Origin of the sequence: Vibrio sp. J502 (assembly GCF_025397955.1) — a bacterium.
GTDB classification, from domain to species: domain Bacteria; phylum Pseudomonadota; class Gammaproteobacteria; order Enterobacterales; family Vibrionaceae; genus Vibrio; species Vibrio anguillarum.
The window spans coordinates 2,401,630-2,418,314 of the sequence record NZ_CP104554.1 but is presented as its reverse complement, the minus strand read 5'-3'; the positions used below and the strand labels follow the sequence as shown (position 1 = coordinate 2,418,314).

The 16,685-nt window shown below is 44.6% G+C and carries 15 protein-coding genes and 1 pseudogene; 10 read left to right on the top strand and 6 right to left on the bottom strand.

Annotation, left to right across the window (positions count from 1 at the left end; translation table 11 throughout):
* Positions 1-339: 339 nt before the first annotated feature.
* Positions 340-765, top strand: coding sequence for a ribonuclease E inhibitor RraB (gene rraB / locus N5E84_RS11130; RefSeq protein ID WP_017043813.1), 426 nt, complete (start codon positions 340-342; stop codon positions 763-765).
* Positions 766-928: 163 nt separating this feature from the next.
* A complete protein-coding gene (locus N5E84_RS11125) occupies positions 929-1,732 on the top strand; it encodes a glycosyl hydrolase 2 galactose-binding domain-containing protein (protein WP_019282021.1) in 804 nt (267 codons plus the stop codon).
* 11 nt (positions 1,733-1,743) lie between these two features.
* On the opposite strand, the gene N5E84_RS11120 is transcribed toward N5E84_RS11125, so the two are convergent.
* From N5E84_RS11120 to argR, 5 genes and pseudogenes are all read right to left on the bottom strand, one after another.
* Positions 1,744-2,136, bottom strand: coding sequence for a DUF2061 domain-containing protein (locus tag N5E84_RS11120; RefSeq protein ID WP_029388185.1), 393 nt, complete (start codon positions 2,134-2,136; stop codon positions 1,744-1,746).
* 167 nt (positions 2,137-2,303) lie between these two features.
* Entirely contained in the window at positions 2,304-2,741 is a 438-nt protein-coding gene (locus N5E84_RS11115) for a universal stress protein (RefSeq protein ID WP_013857847.1), read from the bottom strand.
* Positions 2,742-2,825: 84 nt separating this feature from the next.
* A pseudogene (locus N5E84_RS11110) lies at positions 2,826-5,403 on the bottom strand (TRAP transporter permease).
* Between the two features lie 287 nt (positions 5,404-5,690).
* Positions 5,691-6,659: a TAXI family TRAP transporter solute-binding subunit gene (locus N5E84_RS11105; RefSeq protein ID WP_026027829.1), complete on the bottom strand. Its 969-nt coding sequence runs from the start codon at positions 6,657-6,659 to the stop codon at positions 5,691-5,693.
* A 463-nt stretch (positions 6,660-7,122) separates the two neighbouring features.
* Positions 7,123-7,596 carry a transcriptional regulator ArgR gene (gene argR, locus N5E84_RS11100; protein WP_013857844.1) on the bottom strand — a complete coding sequence of 158 codons (474 nt, stop codon included), beginning with the start codon at positions 7,594-7,596 and terminating at the stop codon, positions 7,123-7,125.
* 325 nt (positions 7,597-7,921) lie between these two features.
* Between argR and mdh the strand changes: the two genes are divergently transcribed.
* The 3 genes from mdh (at position 7,922) to N5E84_RS11085 (ending at position 11,991) form a co-directional block, all read left to right on the top strand.
* Entirely contained in the window at positions 7,922-8,857 is a 936-nt protein-coding gene (gene mdh, locus N5E84_RS11095) for a malate dehydrogenase (RefSeq protein WP_017043806.1), read from the top strand.
* A 293-nt stretch (positions 8,858-9,150) separates the two neighbouring features.
* On the top strand, positions 9,151-10,557 hold the full coding sequence (locus N5E84_RS11090) for a basic amino acid/polyamine antiporter (RefSeq protein ID WP_019282018.1): 1,407 nt from the start codon (positions 9,151-9,153) through the stop codon (positions 10,555-10,557).
* Positions 10,558-10,683: 126 nt separating this feature from the next.
* A complete protein-coding gene (locus N5E84_RS11085) occupies positions 10,684-11,991 on the top strand; it encodes an IS4-like element ISVa16 family transposase (RefSeq protein WP_029388402.1) in 1,308 nt (435 codons plus the stop codon).
* Between the two features lie 86 nt (positions 11,992-12,077).
* On the opposite strand, the gene ispB is transcribed toward N5E84_RS11085, so the two are convergent.
* Positions 12,078-13,049, bottom strand: a complete 972-nt coding sequence (gene ispB, locus N5E84_RS11080; protein WP_017047084.1) for an octaprenyl diphosphate synthase — start codon at positions 13,047-13,049, stop codon at positions 12,078-12,080.
* 272 nt (positions 13,050-13,321) lie between these two features.
* Between ispB and rplU the strand changes: the two genes are divergently transcribed.
* From rplU to N5E84_RS11055, 5 genes are all read left to right on the top strand, one after another.
* Positions 13,322-13,633, top strand: coding sequence for a 50S ribosomal protein L21 (gene rplU / locus N5E84_RS11075; protein WP_010320620.1), 312 nt, complete (start codon positions 13,322-13,324; stop codon positions 13,631-13,633).
* A gap of 21 nt (positions 13,634-13,654) precedes the next feature.
* Complete coding sequence (rpmA, locus tag N5E84_RS11070) at positions 13,655-13,912, top strand: 50S ribosomal protein L27 (RefSeq protein ID WP_010320621.1); 258 nt, start codon at positions 13,655-13,657, stop codon at positions 13,910-13,912.
* Between the two features lie 221 nt (positions 13,913-14,133).
* A complete protein-coding gene (gene cgtA / locus N5E84_RS11065; RefSeq protein WP_017045397.1) occupies positions 14,134-15,306 on the top strand; it encodes an Obg family GTPase CgtA in 1,173 nt (390 codons plus the stop codon).
* Positions 15,307-15,422: 116 nt separating this feature from the next.
* A complete protein-coding gene (locus N5E84_RS11060; RefSeq protein WP_013857840.1) occupies positions 15,423-16,184 on the top strand; it encodes a threonine/serine exporter family protein in 762 nt (253 codons plus the stop codon).
* Positions 16,172-16,660: a threonine/serine exporter family protein gene (locus N5E84_RS11055; RefSeq protein WP_013857839.1), complete on the top strand. Its 489-nt coding sequence runs from the start codon at positions 16,172-16,174 to the stop codon at positions 16,658-16,660. Before N5E84_RS11060 ends, N5E84_RS11055 begins: the two co-directional genes overlap by 13 nt.
* The last annotated feature ends 25 nt before the right edge of the window (positions 16,661-16,685 follow it).

Below are 16,685 nucleotides of genomic sequence, written 5' to 3'. Positions count from 1 at the left end.
AGAGCAAATCATCAGGCAGATAATCTACTGAATTAGCAAAATGAAAATAAATTGTTAAATTAAAGTGTTTTTTATTTGATCTGTACTTGATTGAGCAGTGATCCTTTAGAAAGATAAAGATCGCGGTACGTTGTTGGTGGCAATTTTAGGCGAACCATGCCATATTTCGTCGAAATTCATTTATACCCTTCCGACGTGAAGTTGCAGCGGTGCTGGCTACGTTTGCTCACCCCAGTCACATAGTTTATCTATGTTCATTGGGATGAACTCACTTGCCGCCTATCTGCAACGCCAAGTTGATGGAGTATAGTCTACATTTAGCCAAATCTGGAGCACCTTATGTCTCAACCTCAGCAAGATGACTACGTATCCGTTGAAGAGTTAATCGAAATTCAAAAAGAAGATACTCGCGACATCATTCAAGCCCTGCTCGAAGATGGCAGTGATCCAGATGCGTTATATGAGATAGAGCACCACCTATTTGCTGAAGATTTTGACACGCTAGAAAAAGCGGTTGTTGAAGCCTTTAAAATGGGCTTTGAAGTGCTTGAAGCAGAAGAAACAGAAGATGAAGACGGCAATAAACTATTGTGCTGTGACGCGACTATGCAATCGGTACTGAAGGCCGAAGCGATCGATGAACAGGCAGAGAAGCTTATTCAACTTGCTGAAAAATATGACATTATTTACGACGGATGGGGCACTTACTACTCGGGTGAAGATGCGCTATACGACGATGAAGAAGATGAAGACGACCAAGAGTGATTAGGCGTTATTTACCTTGATGTGAGATACCAGCCCTTTGGCTGGTATTTTTTTCGCTATGCAAAGCTAGCGGGGCACTTTAGTGACGAATCATTATTTTTGTCAGCACATCTTTATTTATTTTGTATATAATCGCTCAACATTGATCTAGCTCAAGTTTATTATGCGAATTTCTCTTGCTGGCTTTTGGCAGCTTTCACCGTTGACTGATTTATCGATCCCGCAAGATGATCTTTGTTTTCCTGCGCCTCTTAGCCAAGTATTACCTCACGATATGACAGAAGCACAAATTGCCGAGCAAGAGTGGCATTTGATGCATGATGTTGAGGTGGATAAAGTGATGCTTGGTTTTGCTGCAATTGATCTTGTGCTTGAGGGGATCGATTTTTATGCGGAAATACGTTTAAACGGTGTGGCACTATTTGATTGTGATGGTAGCCAAGCGGTGTATAAAAAAGACATTCGGCCTTTGCTGCAACTTGGCCGCAATCGATTCGAAATTTTGTTTGTTGAGCAAGAAGAAGAGTGGTTGCTGGAGGATCAAGATTTACCGCAATTATGCCCATTGGGACACCACTCGGTGAAGAAATACGATGAGCGAATGGGTATTTGGCAAGAGCCTTATCTGCAATGCATTCGTCATGTTCGTTTGGAGCATGTTACTACTGAGCAAATCTGGCACTATGGTGGTGGCTGTGAGTTTTTGGTTCACTTACATTATCAAACCTACGCACCAGGATTAGTTTCCGCGGTGGTGAAATTTAATGGTATGAGCTATCAGTTACCTATTGATGTGCGCCATCAGCACGCCAGTGCTTTATTTCAAGTGGAAGCGCCGAAGTACGCAGATCTTACACAGCTTAACCCGAATGATTTGTATACCTTATCGGTGCAACTTGATGGTCAGCAGCAATCCTTCCATATCGCGTTAAGCGAAGATCTCTGTGTTACCCATTTTCCTATCTGATCAACGTACAGCTAATGAGAGCATTTCATTGCTGACCATTCTTGCGGATGCCTCTTTTGCCAGAACTTCTCGTAGAAGTAGTAAGCACACGTATTAATGCTCGGTTCGATCATGGCTAACACACCACCAATGATAAAACTTCCGGTCATGATATATGCCACGCTAAATGCAACACTAAAGTGTACTACAGCGAAGCTACCTGTTTTAATTTTAGCTGATTGTGAGTAGCGGCGCAGCGGGGCGTAGTGTGCCCATACTTTTTCATGAAAGTAAAAAGCAACGGTATTGACCATCGGCTCAAGCATGGCAATCAGACTACCAAGAATAATGTCGCCCGTAAGTAGATAAACGACGGTAAACGCAATACTGAAATGGATCGCGGCAAAGCTAAGCGTTTTTTTCATAATGTTCACCTAAACGGTTATCGGGTTGATGTAAACATTATTGATAATTATTCTCAACAAGTAAAGATAATTGAACCTATTAGTTTGATAGCCAATTCCTAACTGAGGCGCTTATCGTTGGCATAAAAAAAGCGCCTCATGCGCTTTTTTATGACGATGCAGGGTTTCTATCCTTGCGGTTTGACAACCAGTACATTGATTGGCGAGTTTTGCACTACTTTACTGGCCACCGATCCCAGCATCACTTTATCGATCTTCGATCGTTTATGGCTTGGCATGATAATCAAATCAGCTCCGAGCTTTTCTGCGTAATCTAAAATGGTGGTGTAGGCTTTACCTTCCGCTACATGCAGTTTGTAGATTATTTCGTCAGCGATATGTTGATCAGCAAACTGTTTTAGCTGTTGCTTGACGTCTTCTTTCATTTTCGCCGCGGCATCTTTCGGGAAGTATGTGGCGACCATCGACATGTGGATACCAGGTAATACATTTAAAAGATGAATTTCAGCATTGGAATGTGTCGCGTGCCAAACAGCAAGTTCAACGGCTTTGTCAGAAAAGCCTTTTTCATTAAGGTCCACTGGAACAAGGATGTGTTTATACATTATGGATTATCTCATCTACGATAGGGTGCTTTAGAGCACCTTGTTTCCGTAAAGTATATGCCTAGCTCGTGCTAGGCATATTGATTAAGCGCGTATTTCTTGTGTTCTCATACGGCGTTTTTGATTCCAAGCTAGCGTCAGCACTAATAATAATGCAGGTAAGAAAACCCACTCTTTCATTGGCCGCTGGCTTTCCAACACAACTGAGCGGATTTCCCAATCAAAATCTATGCCTGCAGCTTCAGCTGGACTGCCAAACTCAATCATATCCACCAGCATACGATTACTGGTTTCTTTCAGGGTTAGCCCCATTGATTGAATACGCTGTTCTGCCGTTGACGCTTGATCATCAAAAGGGAGTAGTACTGTTTTTGATAAGTAATCACCTTCAATGGTTTCACCAGCGACGATAAGCTCTATCGATTGACCCACATCGAGGTTTTCTACAATTTGCGCTATCTCTGTGCCTGGGTGCAGCTCGCTCGCAGGATAAATCATGTCCCACCAAAAACCGGGTCGGAAGAACGAGAACGTCAGCACCAACAGCAAGATGGTTTCCCACCACTTATTGCGAGTGAGCCACCAACCTTGAGTCGCAGCAGAAAACAGCAGCATTGCGGTAATTGCCGAGAAAATGGTTAACGCTAAGTGCCACCATGTATCAATTCCCATTAGCAGTAGTTGAGTGTTGAATACGAACATAAAGGGCAAAATGGCGGTACGAATATCGTAAGCAAACCCTTGAATACCTGTACGAATAGGGTCTGATTTAGCGATAGCGGCTGCGGCAAATGCCGCCAAGCCAACTGGTGGGGTGTCATCTGCCAAAATGCCGAAATAGAACACAAATAAGTGTACGGCAATCAATGGGATGATAAGACCATGAGCGGCTCCCAGTGTCACAATGACGGGAGCCATTAAGGTTGATACGACGATGTAGTTGGCGGTGGTCGGTAAGCCCATACCAAGAATGAGGCTGATCACGGCGGTAAAAATCAGCATCAGTATGACGCTGCCACCGGAGATAAACTCAACAAAATCGGTCATCACTAAGCCAATGCCAGTCAAGGTGACGACACCAACGACGGTTCCTGCGGCAGCGGTTGCCACACCAATGCCAATCATATTCCGCGCGCCCGAAACCAAGCTTTCGGCAAGATCAACAAACCCAGCCTTCACTTGCGTGTTCAAATCGTTGCTCTTATTGAGTAACGACATGATTGGCCGCTGAGTGATCAAAATGAAGACCATAAATATCGTGGCCCAAAAAGCGGATAATCCGGGCGAGAAGCGCTCGACCGTCAAACACCATACGAGCACCACAATAGGTAGCAGGTAATGAAGCCCTGATTTTACCGTCGGCCCAGGGTCGGGTACTTCTTGGATATCCATGTCCATTGTACTTTCTGAGGCGTAGCGAGATGAGATTTTAATCAGAGCGACATAAGTCAGTAAAAGCGCAACCGTAACAATTGGAGTAGCGGCGTCACCAAACACCTCTTTGGTCCAGCCAATGCCGTAGTAAACAACAGCGCTGAGAACGCAAAGCCCTAAAATAGTACCCGTAAATGAAAGTAAGCTTTGCACCCATGTCGGTGTATGACGGCGAGGTAGGCCTTTCATTCCTGCTTTGCAGGCTTCCAAATGGACAATATAAATTAAGGCAATATAAGAGATAAGCGCTGGCAGTAGCGCCGCACGGATTACTTCAACATAGGAAATACCGACATATTCCACCATTAAAAATGCGGCAGCACCCATGATAGGTGGTGTTAATTGGCCATTGGTGGAAGCGGCTACTTCAACAGCGCCCGCCTTGGTTCCGGGAAAGCCGACACGTTTCATCAAGGGAATGGTAAAAGTACCGGTGGTAACTACGTTTGCAATCGATGAGCCAGACACTAGCCCTGATAAGCCTGAGGCCACAACCGCTGCTTTCGCGGGACCGCCTCGCATGTGGCCCAACAATGAAAAGGCTACTTTGATAAAATAGGAACCTGCGCCAGCTCGTTCAAGCATTGCGCCAAATAGAACAAACAAGAACACAAAAGAGGTGGAAACTCCAAGAGCCACCCCAAAAACCCCTTCAGTAGTAAGCCATAAATGAGACATCGCTTTGTTTAGGCTCGCTCCTTTATGAGCGATCACATCCGGCATGTAGGGGCCACCAAAGGTGTAGAGCAAAAAGAGTGCTGCGACCAACATTAGTGGTGGCCCTAATGCTCGACGTGTTGCTTCAAGTAATAACACCATCCCTGTGACGGAGACCGCTATATCAATCAAGGTTGGCGCACCAGAGCGACCAGCCAACTCATTGTAAAATAAATAGATGTAAGCAGCAGAGAAACTGCCCGCCAATGCCAAAATCCAATCAATCAATCAATGGAATGCGATCGCGTGGTGAGTTTTTTAACGCAGGGTAGGCAGTAAAGGCGAGAAAAACAGCGAATGTGAGGTGAATGGCTCGTGCTTGCGTATCGTTTAAGATGGCAAAGTTAAAAATAAAGGGCAGCGGTGAAGCATACCAAAGTTGGAATAGTGACCAACATAGTGGGACAAACCACAAAATGCGCCCCGGCAAGCCGTGAGGGTTTCTTGCGCCGGTATCAGATTGCGCTACCATTTCCTGCACATCGGTTGACGGAGTAAGTGTCCTCGTCATGTACGTTATCCTTATTATTGGCTGCCTACGTCTCGGTTGGTCACAGGGTCAATTCACTGCTAATGAGAAGTGGGCTATTGCGGAACAGAACAAAAGGTGGGTTGTTTAATCATTTAAAACCCAAATGTGCCCAGAGAGTCGTTGTAAACGTAAGAGAACAGGCCATCATCGCTGACCATAACGCCAAGGGATAAAGGGCATATCGCTCGTGACTGAAAGGGCAACCAAAGGAGACGTTCAGCCTCCTTTGATTCGGTATCGCTATTGTTGGTTTTCGCGATGCGAAATTATTTTAGCAGACCGATTTCTTTGTAGTATTTTTCTGCGCCAGGGTGAAGAGGAATGGAGATCCCGGCTTTCACCATGTCTTCTTTTTTCAAGTTAGCAAAGGCAGGGTGAAGACGTTTAAAGGTATCAAAATCTTCAAATACCGCTTTGACCAAATTGTATGCGACTTCATCAGACACATCAGTGCTTGATACCAAGGTTGCAGCCACACCAAAACTGGTTACATCTTTATCTGTTCCACGGTACATGCCAGCAGGAATCGTGCTGTAAGCGTAGTAAGGGTTATTGGCAACAATTTTTTCAATTTCAGGGCCAGTAGCAGAGACGAGTTTTGCATCGCATGAGGTCGTTGCTTCTTTGATTGAACCATTTGGATGGCCAACCATATAAATAAAGGCATCTATTTTATTGTCGCACAATGCTTGAGAGCGCTCAGAGCCTTTGAGCTCAGAAGCCAGTTTGAAGCTGTCATTGGTCCAACCAAATGCATCCATCACCACTGCCATGGTAGCCCTGTCACCAGAACCTGGGTTACCAATGTTGACACGTTTACCTTTCAAGTCAGCCACGTTTTCAATGCCTGAATCGGCGCGGGCAATGATATTAAAAGGTTCGGTATGAAGGGAAAATACTGCGCGCAGTTTTTTATTCGGGCCTTGCTCGGCAAATTCACTGGTACCGTTATAACCATGGTACTGCCAGTCAGATTGAACAATACCGAAATCGAGTTCACCTGCACGAATCGTGTTCACGTTGTAGATCGATCCGCCCGTTGATTCTACTGAGCAGCGAATGTTGTGATCTTTACGCCCTTTATTAACCAGCTTACAAATAGCACCACCTGTCGGGTAGTAAACACCAGTGACGGATCCTGTACCAATCGTAATGAACTCTTGTGCGCTTAACGTACCTGTACCCATGACCGCTGCTGCAATAATTCCAACTTTAATCAATTTATTCAATGCCATGAATTTTCCTTCCTTATTCATTATTAACCCCATAGATAATTGTTGTTACACCCTTCCCACCTGAAGTTGCTGTGGTGTTGGCTACGTTGGTTCACCCCATTCACAGAATTATCCATGCTTATGACGACTGACTCACTTGCCGCCTACCCGCAACTTCAAGTTGTTTGGGTATCGGGGGAGTTTCCTCATCTAGAAACGGCATCTTTTTCAATCCGTATGTTGAAAAAGTGGCTAAATAATACCAAAAAATCGACACATAATTACAGGAATGTTAAAAAATGTAGCGAAATTGGCTATCAATAAGCGTCATTGTCAGAGCCAAAATATGGCAATAGCTTGCCTATCAAGGAGTTATTTCTCTTTCTGCTGTGACAACTTATTGTTGAAGATGTGAAGAGAATCACGCCGACTTGACTCAGTGTGATTCTACTAGAGAGTGAGATGAAATGCGTTTAGTGACAAATTACCCTGCGTAATCAAACAGATCACAGACTGAATCAAACAGCTGCTTTGTCGTTACGTTCAGTGTCGGTGTGATAAAAATGGTATCGTCACCGGCCACCACACCCAAGATGCCTTCTGATTTGCCCAGAGAATCAAGTAACCGAGCAATAAGCTGCGCCGCCCCTGGTCCGGTATGAATCACTACCAGCGCGGCATTGTGATCTATATCTAGCACTAATTCGCGCAGTGAACTTGATACGGTTGGTACACCGAGTTCAGCAGGAAGGCAGTAGACCATCTCCATTTTTGCGTTGCGAGTGCGTACCGCGCCAAATTTAGTCAGCATGCGAGATACTTTGGATTGGTTGATATTATCAAACCCTTCATTACGCAGGGCATCGACAATGTCACCTTGAGATCCAAAACGTTCTTCTTTTAATAGATTTTTAAAAGCACGAACCAGATTATCTTGCTTATCATTATTGTTGCGCATAGTTATCGTCTTCGATTAGCCATTTATTGCTGCATATTCTCGCATAGCTATGCAGTCATCGCCAAATTATCGTCCAAAAGTGTTTAAAAGGTCACTGTAAACTTTTATGTAAAACTTTGGTCGAATGGCAACTTAACTCTTTGTCGGTAAAGATAAACAAGGTCATAATTGCCATCGGTGCTGTAGCATGATTTTAGCGAATTGCGCGAGGTCGCAAAGCTAGCGTTAATTGATTGTAATCATATTGTGATTGCTATAGTTTTCTAGCTTAAAAATACCCTACACAAAAACATTTATAAGAGATTTATTCTCAAGGAGAACTACGATGAAAGTAGCTGTTATTGGTGCCGCTGGTGGCATCGGTCAAGCCCTAGCACTTCTACTTAAAAACCATCTTCCTGCTGGTTCCGATCTGGCGCTGTATGACATCGCACCGGTGACTCCGGGCGTTGCTGCCGATCTAAGCCACATTCCTACTCCCGTATCGATCAAAGGCTATGCTGGCGAAGATCCAACACCTGCGCTTGAAGGTGCGGATGTAGTCCTTGTTTCTGCAGGTGTCGCTCGTAAGCCGGGTATGGATCGCGCGGATCTGTTTAATGTTAACGCTGGCATTGTGAAAGCGTTGGCTGAAAAGATTGCGGTTGTCTGTCCAAAAGCCTGTGTGGGCATTATCACCAACCCTGTCAATACAACAGTACCTATTGCAGCGGAAGTCTTGAAAAAAGCAGGCGTTTACGACAAGCGTAAGCTATTTGGTGTGACAACGTTGGATGTGATCCGCTCAGAAACGTTTGTCGCGGCACTAAAAGATAAAAACCCTAGCGAGATTATTGTGCCTGTGATTGGCGGCCACTCAGGCGTCACTATCCTTCCTTTGCTTTCGCAAATTGAAGGGGTTGAGTTCACGGCCGAAGAAGTGGAAGCCCTAACTAAGCGCATTCAAAACGCAGGTACAGAAGTGGTGGAAGCGAAGGCGGGTGGCGGCAGTGCAACACTGTCAATGGGTCAAGCGGCTTGCCGTTTTGGCTTATCATTAGTCAAAGCACTACAAGGTGAACCAGGTGTTGTGGAATGTGCCTACGTTGACGGTGGTAGTGAGCATGCCTCATTCTTTGCACAACCGATTAAACTCGGTAAAGAGGGTGTCGAAGAAGTGTTGAGCTATGGTGCATTGAGTGCCTATGAACAAGCCGCGTTAGATGGAATGCTGACAACACTGAAAGGTGATATTCAGCTAGGTGTTGATTTCGCCAAATAAAGAATAACCTTATCTTATACAAAAATGCCGCTTGCTCATCCAAGCGGCATTTTTTATGGTTTTTACCAATATTTTTGTATGATGATGCTTTGAACTGTGTAATATGCGGTTTTTTTTACTGAGCAGTGCATTATTTTCGTCGTGAACTTACAAACTTTTTGATCCCTAGCAATGAATTTGACTATTGACTCACTATCTCAGTGACCGCGATCACATAGGGATTGATGTCTGGTAAATATGTTCTCTAAAATAGCGCCTTCCTCTAATGTGTAAACACTCACTGGATAGTTCCCATGGATAATAAGCTTGGTTTGGGCTCACTGACAGCACTGGTCATTGGTTCAATGATTGGTGCTGGTGTTTTTAGCCTGCCACAAAACATGGCCTCAGTCGCCAGCCCTTTGGCGGTAATGATCGGTTGGGGGATCACCGGCGTTGGTATGATCTTTCTCGCGCTCTCTTTTCAACAACTTGCCATCCATAAACCTCATATTAATAGTGGCGTATTTGGTTTTGCTCGAGAAGGATTTGGTGACTTTGCGGGTTTTTGTTCCGCATGGGGTTACTGGTTTAGCGCCATGGTGGCTAATGTCTCTTATCTGGTAATTGTTTTTAGTACCTTAGGTATGTTGTTTGATACACCAGATAACGTGATGTTTGGGGCGGGTAATACGTGGCTTTCCATTGGGAGTGCATCGGTATTACTTTGGTTGGTGCATGCGTTGGTCAAAAAAGGAGTACAAACGGCCGCATTCATTAATCTGGTTACCACCTTTGCTAAAATGATCCCTCTAGTGTTGTTCATCATTTGTGCCGCTTTTGCTTTTTCTTGGGACAAATTCACATTGGATTTTACAGGCTTACACTTCGGTGTTGGCCATGATCTGCTGGATCAAATAAAAAGCACCATGTTGATCACGGTATGGGTGTTCATCGGAATAGAGGGAGCGGTTGTCGTGTCAAGCCGCGCTCGCCACCGTGCTGATATCGGTAAAGCGACTATTCTCGGTTTGCTTACGGCGTTGACCATTTATGTATTGGTCACCTTATTGTCGATGGGTGTGATTAAACCGGTTGAATTGGCGCAATATCAGAATCCTTCAATGGCCAAAGTGCTGACGACAATTCTTGGTCCTTGGGGTGAGTACATTATCGGTGTTGGATTAATTATTTCGGTGTGCGGTGCTTTTCTTAGCTGGACGGTCCTGGCCTCCGAAGCGCCATTTTTATGTGCTAGAGATAAGATGTTTCCTGCCATCTACGCCCAGCAAAACGAAGCGGGGAGCCCAGTAAAAGCGTTAACTCTAACCAATATTTGCATTCAGGTCTCACTGATTCTGGTGATGTATGCAGGCAGTACCTACGATACGCTGCTGATCTTCGCTTCAGAAATGATCCTTGTTCCCTATTTTTTGATCGGCGCCTTTACGTTAAAGATCGCGATTGAACAGAAGAATAAAGGCAAACTTCTGGTGATAGGTTCTTGTGCCACCATTTATGGGATTTGGCTTTTGTATGCCTCTGGTTTGCACTATTTGATGCTCTCCGCGCTACTCTACTTACCTGGGCTCTATTTCTACATGAAAGCCAAACGAGAGCAGGGCATTCATCCTTTTCAAGGCAAAGAAAAGTTAGGAGCTTGTGCTTTAACGATCGTGGCTGTTTTTGCATTTGGCATGATTTGGCAAGGCGGGTTTTAAATAACGCTTAGAATCAAAAAGAGCCTCAATTGAGGTAATGCCGATCAGTTAAGGCCAAAGGGATCGGTTGAACGATCCTTCAGAGCTGTCAAAATCCAAGTGTATTTAATGCACTTGGATTTTTTTATGGATGTTTCCCAAGCTCTAAACATAATTAATGATTGGAAACCTAGCAACGTTGAGACTTTGTCTGACTTACTTCCAATTGACCTCATCAACGAAGCTTATTCTCTTACTGATACCGTCACGATGAGAAAGAGGAAATTAACTCTAGAATCCATGGTTTGGTTACTTGTTGGAATGGCTATCTATAACAATAAATCCATGAAAGACTTAGTTAACCAGCTTGATATTGTCGATCGTACGGGTAAAGCTTTTGTCGCACCGAGTGCGTTGACTCAACGTCGAAAGACGTTGGGTGAAGGCGCAATTAAAGCGGTCTTTGAGCAAATGACGACTTCATGGTTAAAAAGTGCAAAGTTACCCCAGTGGAATGGATTAACGCTTCTTGGCGTCGATGGAGTGGTTTGGCGCACGCCCGATAACCCGCAAAATGAAAATGCATTTTCTCGACAAAAAGGGACACAATATCCGCAAGTGAGAATGGTCTGCCAAATGGAACTAAGCAGTCATATTATCACGGCCAGTGCTTTTGATAACTACAATACAAACGAAATGGTATTAGCTGAAAAACTGATAGAAACAACACCGAATCATAGCGTGACAATGTTCGATAAGGGGTTCTATTCTTTAGGCTTATTACATAAATGGCAAGACTCTGGCTCAGAGCGCCATTGGCTTATTCCCCTCAAGAAAAATACACAATATGACATTGTTCAATCTTTAGGGCGAAATGACAAACTTGTTCAATTACACAGTAATCCAAGAGCTAGAAAGCGATGGTCTGATTTACCAAAGTCGATAACCGCTCGACTTGTCACTCGTAAAATTAAAGGAAAAGACTACCAAGTATTAACTTCTATGACAGATCCGCTGCGTTACCCATCAAAAGATATTACTGGTCTTTATGAGCATCGTTGGGAGATAGAGCTAGGCTACCGAGAGCAAAAACAATACATGCTTGGAAACCGTCTCACGCTGCGAAGTCGTTTGCCAGAGTTGGTAAAGCAGGAGTTATGGGGCATCTTACTTACTTACAATTTAATTCGATATCAGATGGTAGAGCTCTGCTTCAATTTAAAGGGAAACTACCTTCCTTATCAACTGAGTTTTAACGGCACATTAGCTCATGTATCTGCGTTACTTGTAGGCTTACCTTACTCAACACCAGGAGCAATACCTCGTCAGTTAAAGGGTTTTCACAACATGGCTGAAAGCTTAATACTTGAAGGGCGAAGGGAAAGAACATTCCCTAGAACAGTTAAGCCTAGACCACAACGGTATGCTAAGAACAAAAATGCCGTTCACTCTTAAGTGAACGGCATTACTCAATTGAGGCTCTTTTTGTAGCGGTGCATTTCTAGGCAAAGGTCGATTCTTCGTCCAAGCTAGCTGCTGTTCTACTTTGTCCTATTCACAGCCATATGAGCTAGAGCTATCAGTGCTTGTTTATATTCACTTTCTGGCAGGATAGACAGCTCATTGATCGCTTTATCGGCTTCTTCGAGCGCTTTGTTGGTTGTGTATTCAAGCGAGCCTGTTTGTTTCATTGCCGCTAGAATCGCATCAAGCTGTTCCATGCCATTGGCTTTTTCGATGGCCTCACGGATCATCTCTTTTTGTTCGGGTGTACCATGCTGCATTGCGTACAATAGAGGAAGTGTTGGTTTGCCTTCCGCTAAATCATCGCCCACATTTTTGCCCATTTCACTGCCATCAGAGGTGTAATCCATCACGTCATCAATGAGCTGGAAAGCCGTGCCAAGGTATTTACCATAGTTCTGTAATGCCGTTTCAATTTCAGGAGAAGCATTACTTAATATCGCACCAATCTGGGTCGCTGCTTCAAACAAACGCGCCGTTTTCGAGTAGATCACCTGTAGGTAATTTTCCTCGGTAGTGTTTGGATCATTACAGTTCATCAATTGTTGCACTTCGCCTTCAGCGATAACGTTCACCGCATCGCTCATCAGCTCAAGGATCCTTAACGATCCTAGTGTAGTCATCATTTGGAAGGAACGCGTGTAGATGAAATCCCCCACTAACACGCTCGCTGCATTGCCAAATGCCGCGTTCGCTGTTGCTTTGCCACGGCGCATATCCGATTCATCGACAACGTCGTCATGCAACAAGGTTGCCGTGTGGAGGAATTCAATAAATGCAGCGGCAGTCGTGTGCGCTTCACCTTGATAACCAAGGGCTCGAGCCGACAAAATAGCCAGCAAAGGACGCAGACGTTTCCCACCTCCGCTGACGATGTAGAATCCTAATTGATTGATTAAAGATACATCAGAGTTGAGCTGAGCTTGAATCGTTTCATTCACTTTTGCCATGTCATCGGCAGTAAGCGTTTGGATAGCTTTAAAATCCATGGTTAATCCGGCTGAAGTTAGAACCTATAAGGTGTTGTGTTCTTCTATAATTCTCGAATAATACACTAAAAAACGTTGATTAATACAAGGCTTAAAGGCATGATTGCGCCACTTTTCATTGGCGATTAGCTTTTCGCCAATTTTTTCAAAATATGGCTTGTCTTGGGGTACTCATTCGCGTAGAATCTGCGCCCTATTGATGATTAGTTTAGCGCACACCCAAATTGCTCAAATAAAAAGCATACGGCTGTGCGGAAAGAGCGGAGTAAAATATGTACGCTGTTTTCCAATCTGGTGGTAAACAACACCGTGTAAGCGAAGGTCAAACTCTTCGTTTAGAGAAATTAGACGTTGAAACTGGTGCAACTGTTGAATTTGATAAAGTTCTACTAGTTGCTAACGGTGAGCAAATCACTGTTGGTGCACCTCTTGTTGAAGGCGGTAAAATTACTGCTGAAGTAGTACAACACGGTCGTGGCGATAAAGTTAAAATCGTTAAGTTCCGTCGTCGTAAACACTCTCGTAAACAACAAGGCCACCGTCAGTGGTTCACTGAAGTGAAAATCACTGGCATCAACGCTTAAGTAATTTAGGAGAGTTTAACAATGGCACACAAAAAAGCTGGCGGTTCTACTCGTAACGGCCGCGATTCAGAAAGCAAACGTCTTGGTGTTAAGCGTTTCGGTGGTGAATCTGTTCTTGCAGGTAACATCATCGTTCGTCAACGTGGTACTAAGTTCCACGCAGGCACTAACGTTGGTATCGGTAAAGACCATACTCTTTTCGCTCTTACTGAAGGTAAAGTGAAATTTGAAGTTAAAGGTCCTAAAAACCGTAAATTTGTTAGCATCGACGCTGAATAAATTTATACCTAACTGAACTCAAAAGCCCTGCCGTTACGGTGGGGTTTTTTATTTATCAGCCGAACAGAAAAGAAGACACTCTAATCACTAGAGTTTCTCCTTATGTGTTCCAATTGTGGATAAAACGAAGGATGATCACGGTCGATCCTGAATGTGTATCTGCTAGAATTTATATCATTGTGTGACAATGATATCGCAACGCAAAGAGCGTGGAGTAACAAATGAAATTCGTTGATGAAGCGATAATTAAAGTCGAAGCGGGTGATGGCGGTAACGGTGTCGTGAGCTTTTGGCGTGAAAAATTCGTGACGAAAGGCGGCCCTGATGGCGGCGATGGCGGCGATGGTGGCGACGTTTATATCCAAGCCGATGAAAACTTAAATACCTTGGTTGATTACCGATTCCAACGCTTTTACGCTGCTGAGCGCGGCCAAAATGGTGGCGGTGCTAACTGTACAGGTAAGCGCGGTAAAGACATTACTTTGAAGGTGCCTGTTGGGACTCGAGCGGTTGACATTCACACCAATGAAGTTGTGGGTGAAGTTGCAGAGCATGGCAAAAAAGTGATGGTCGCTAAAGGTGGCTGGCATGGTTTAGGTAATGCTCGCTTTAAGTCATCCGTTAACCGTGCACCACGCCAAAAAACCATGGGTAAAAAAGGTGAGGTGCGCGAATTACGCCTTGAGCTTTTACTGTTAGCTGATGTGGGTATGCTTGGCTTGCCGAATGCGGGTAAATCAACCTTTATTCGTTCTGTTTCAGCAGCGAAGCCAAAAGTCGCTGATTACCCCTTCACTACGCTGATCCCAAGTTTGGGTGTCGTGAGTGTGGTTCCTGAGAAAAGTTTCGTGATCGCTGATATTCCGGGCTTGATTGAAGGCGCGGCCGATGGTGCTGGTTTAGGTATTCGCTTCTTAAAGCACTTAGAACGTTGCCGAGTGTTGCTGCATATGATCGACATCCTTCCTGTTGATCAAAGTGATCCTGCGCAAAATGCGCTGACCATCTTTGATGAGCTAGAGCAATACAGTGAAAAAGTGTCACAAAAACCTTGTTGGTTGGTGTTCAACAAAGTTGATCTGATGCTTGAAGAAGAAGCCGATGAAAAGATCCAAGAGATCTTAGATGCGCTGGCTTGGGAAGGGCGATACTTCAAAATTTCGGCAGTAAACCAACAAGGTACGGCGGATTTGTGCCGTGAGTTGGCTGACTATATGGAAACGTTACCTCGTGAGCAGGAAGAGCTCAGTGAAGCTCAGAAAGTCGATTTCATGTGGGATGATTACCATAAAGATGAGATGAGCAGCCAAAATGTGATCACTGAAGATGGTGATGACTGGGATGATTGGGACGACGAAGAAGATGACGGTCACGTTATCTATGTTCGTGATTAATGTTCCTGAATTGATTGAGCCGCAATAATTATTGCGGCTTTTTTATAGCTAAATCATATTTAAAGCACCCAATTTCGGGCACACTATTGGGCTTTTAGGACGTTCGGAAAGGAATCATGACATCCAAACAGAGGCTTGTTTCTCGATTGATCGCCCAGGCTGGGCAAATGTTGTTGGCTCATGGTGCGGAAAGTACACTGGTGGGCGATATTATGCGTCGCATGGGAGCGGCGTGTGGCATGAGTGAAGTGGAAGTATCGCTCTCGGCGAGTTCACTTGTGCTAACCACGGTTTATGATGGCCATTGCATTACGACTGCGCGCCGTTGTCCTGATCGTGGGATCAATATGCGGGTAGTGACGCAAGTCCAGCGCATCTGCATCATGATGGAAAAAGGGATTTTAGATTATTCCCTTGCGCAGAAAAAACTTAATCAGATCAGCCCTGAACGCTACAACCGTTGGTTAGTTGTGGTGATGATTGGTCTTTCTTGTGCTGCATTTGCTCGTTTAGCTGGCGGAGATTGGACGGTGTTTACGATGACGTTCATTGCTTCTGCGGCGGGTATGATTGTGCGCCAAGAGATTGGGCATCGCCAATTTAATCCGCTCGTCAACTTTACGGTGACCTCATTTGTCACTTCGATCATTTCAGCGCAAGCTATCATCTACCAGCTAGGCAATAAACCAACCATTGTGATGGCTTCTTCTGTACTGATGTTAGTCCCCGGTTTTCCTTTAATTAATGCGGTCGCGGATATGCTTAAAGGTTATATCAATATGGGTATTGCCCGTTTTGTGATGGCAAGTTTGCTGACGCTGGCAACGAGTTTGGGCATCGTTGCGGCGATGAGCGTGACGGGTGTATGGGGGTGGTAGCGATGGATTGGATGAATTTATTACTCGGTTTAGCCAATGATATGTTTTTTGCTGCAATCCCAGCCGTTGGTTTTGCTTTGGTGTTTAATGTTCCTGTACCAGCCCTAAAATATTGTGCGTTAGGTGGTGCGATTGGTCATGGCTCACGTTACTTAATGATGCAATTTGGAATTCCCATTGAGTGGGCGACTTTTTTTGCTGCAACTATCGTTGGAATGATTGGCGTGCGTTGGTCGCGTAAATTTTTAGCCCACCCTAAAGTGTTTACGGTAGCGGCTTTGATCCCAATGGTTCCCGGGGTTTTTGCCTTTAAAGCGATGATTGCAATGGTTGAAATTAACCATCTTGGTTTTACGCCAGAGCTGCTGGCGATACTGATGGATAATTTTTTAAAAGCGATGTTTATTATCGCGGGCTTAGCGGTTGGCCTTGCGGTTCCGGGTTTGTTATTCTATCGGCGCAAACCCATAGTGTAAGGGCATGGGCTATTTTTCGTGATGA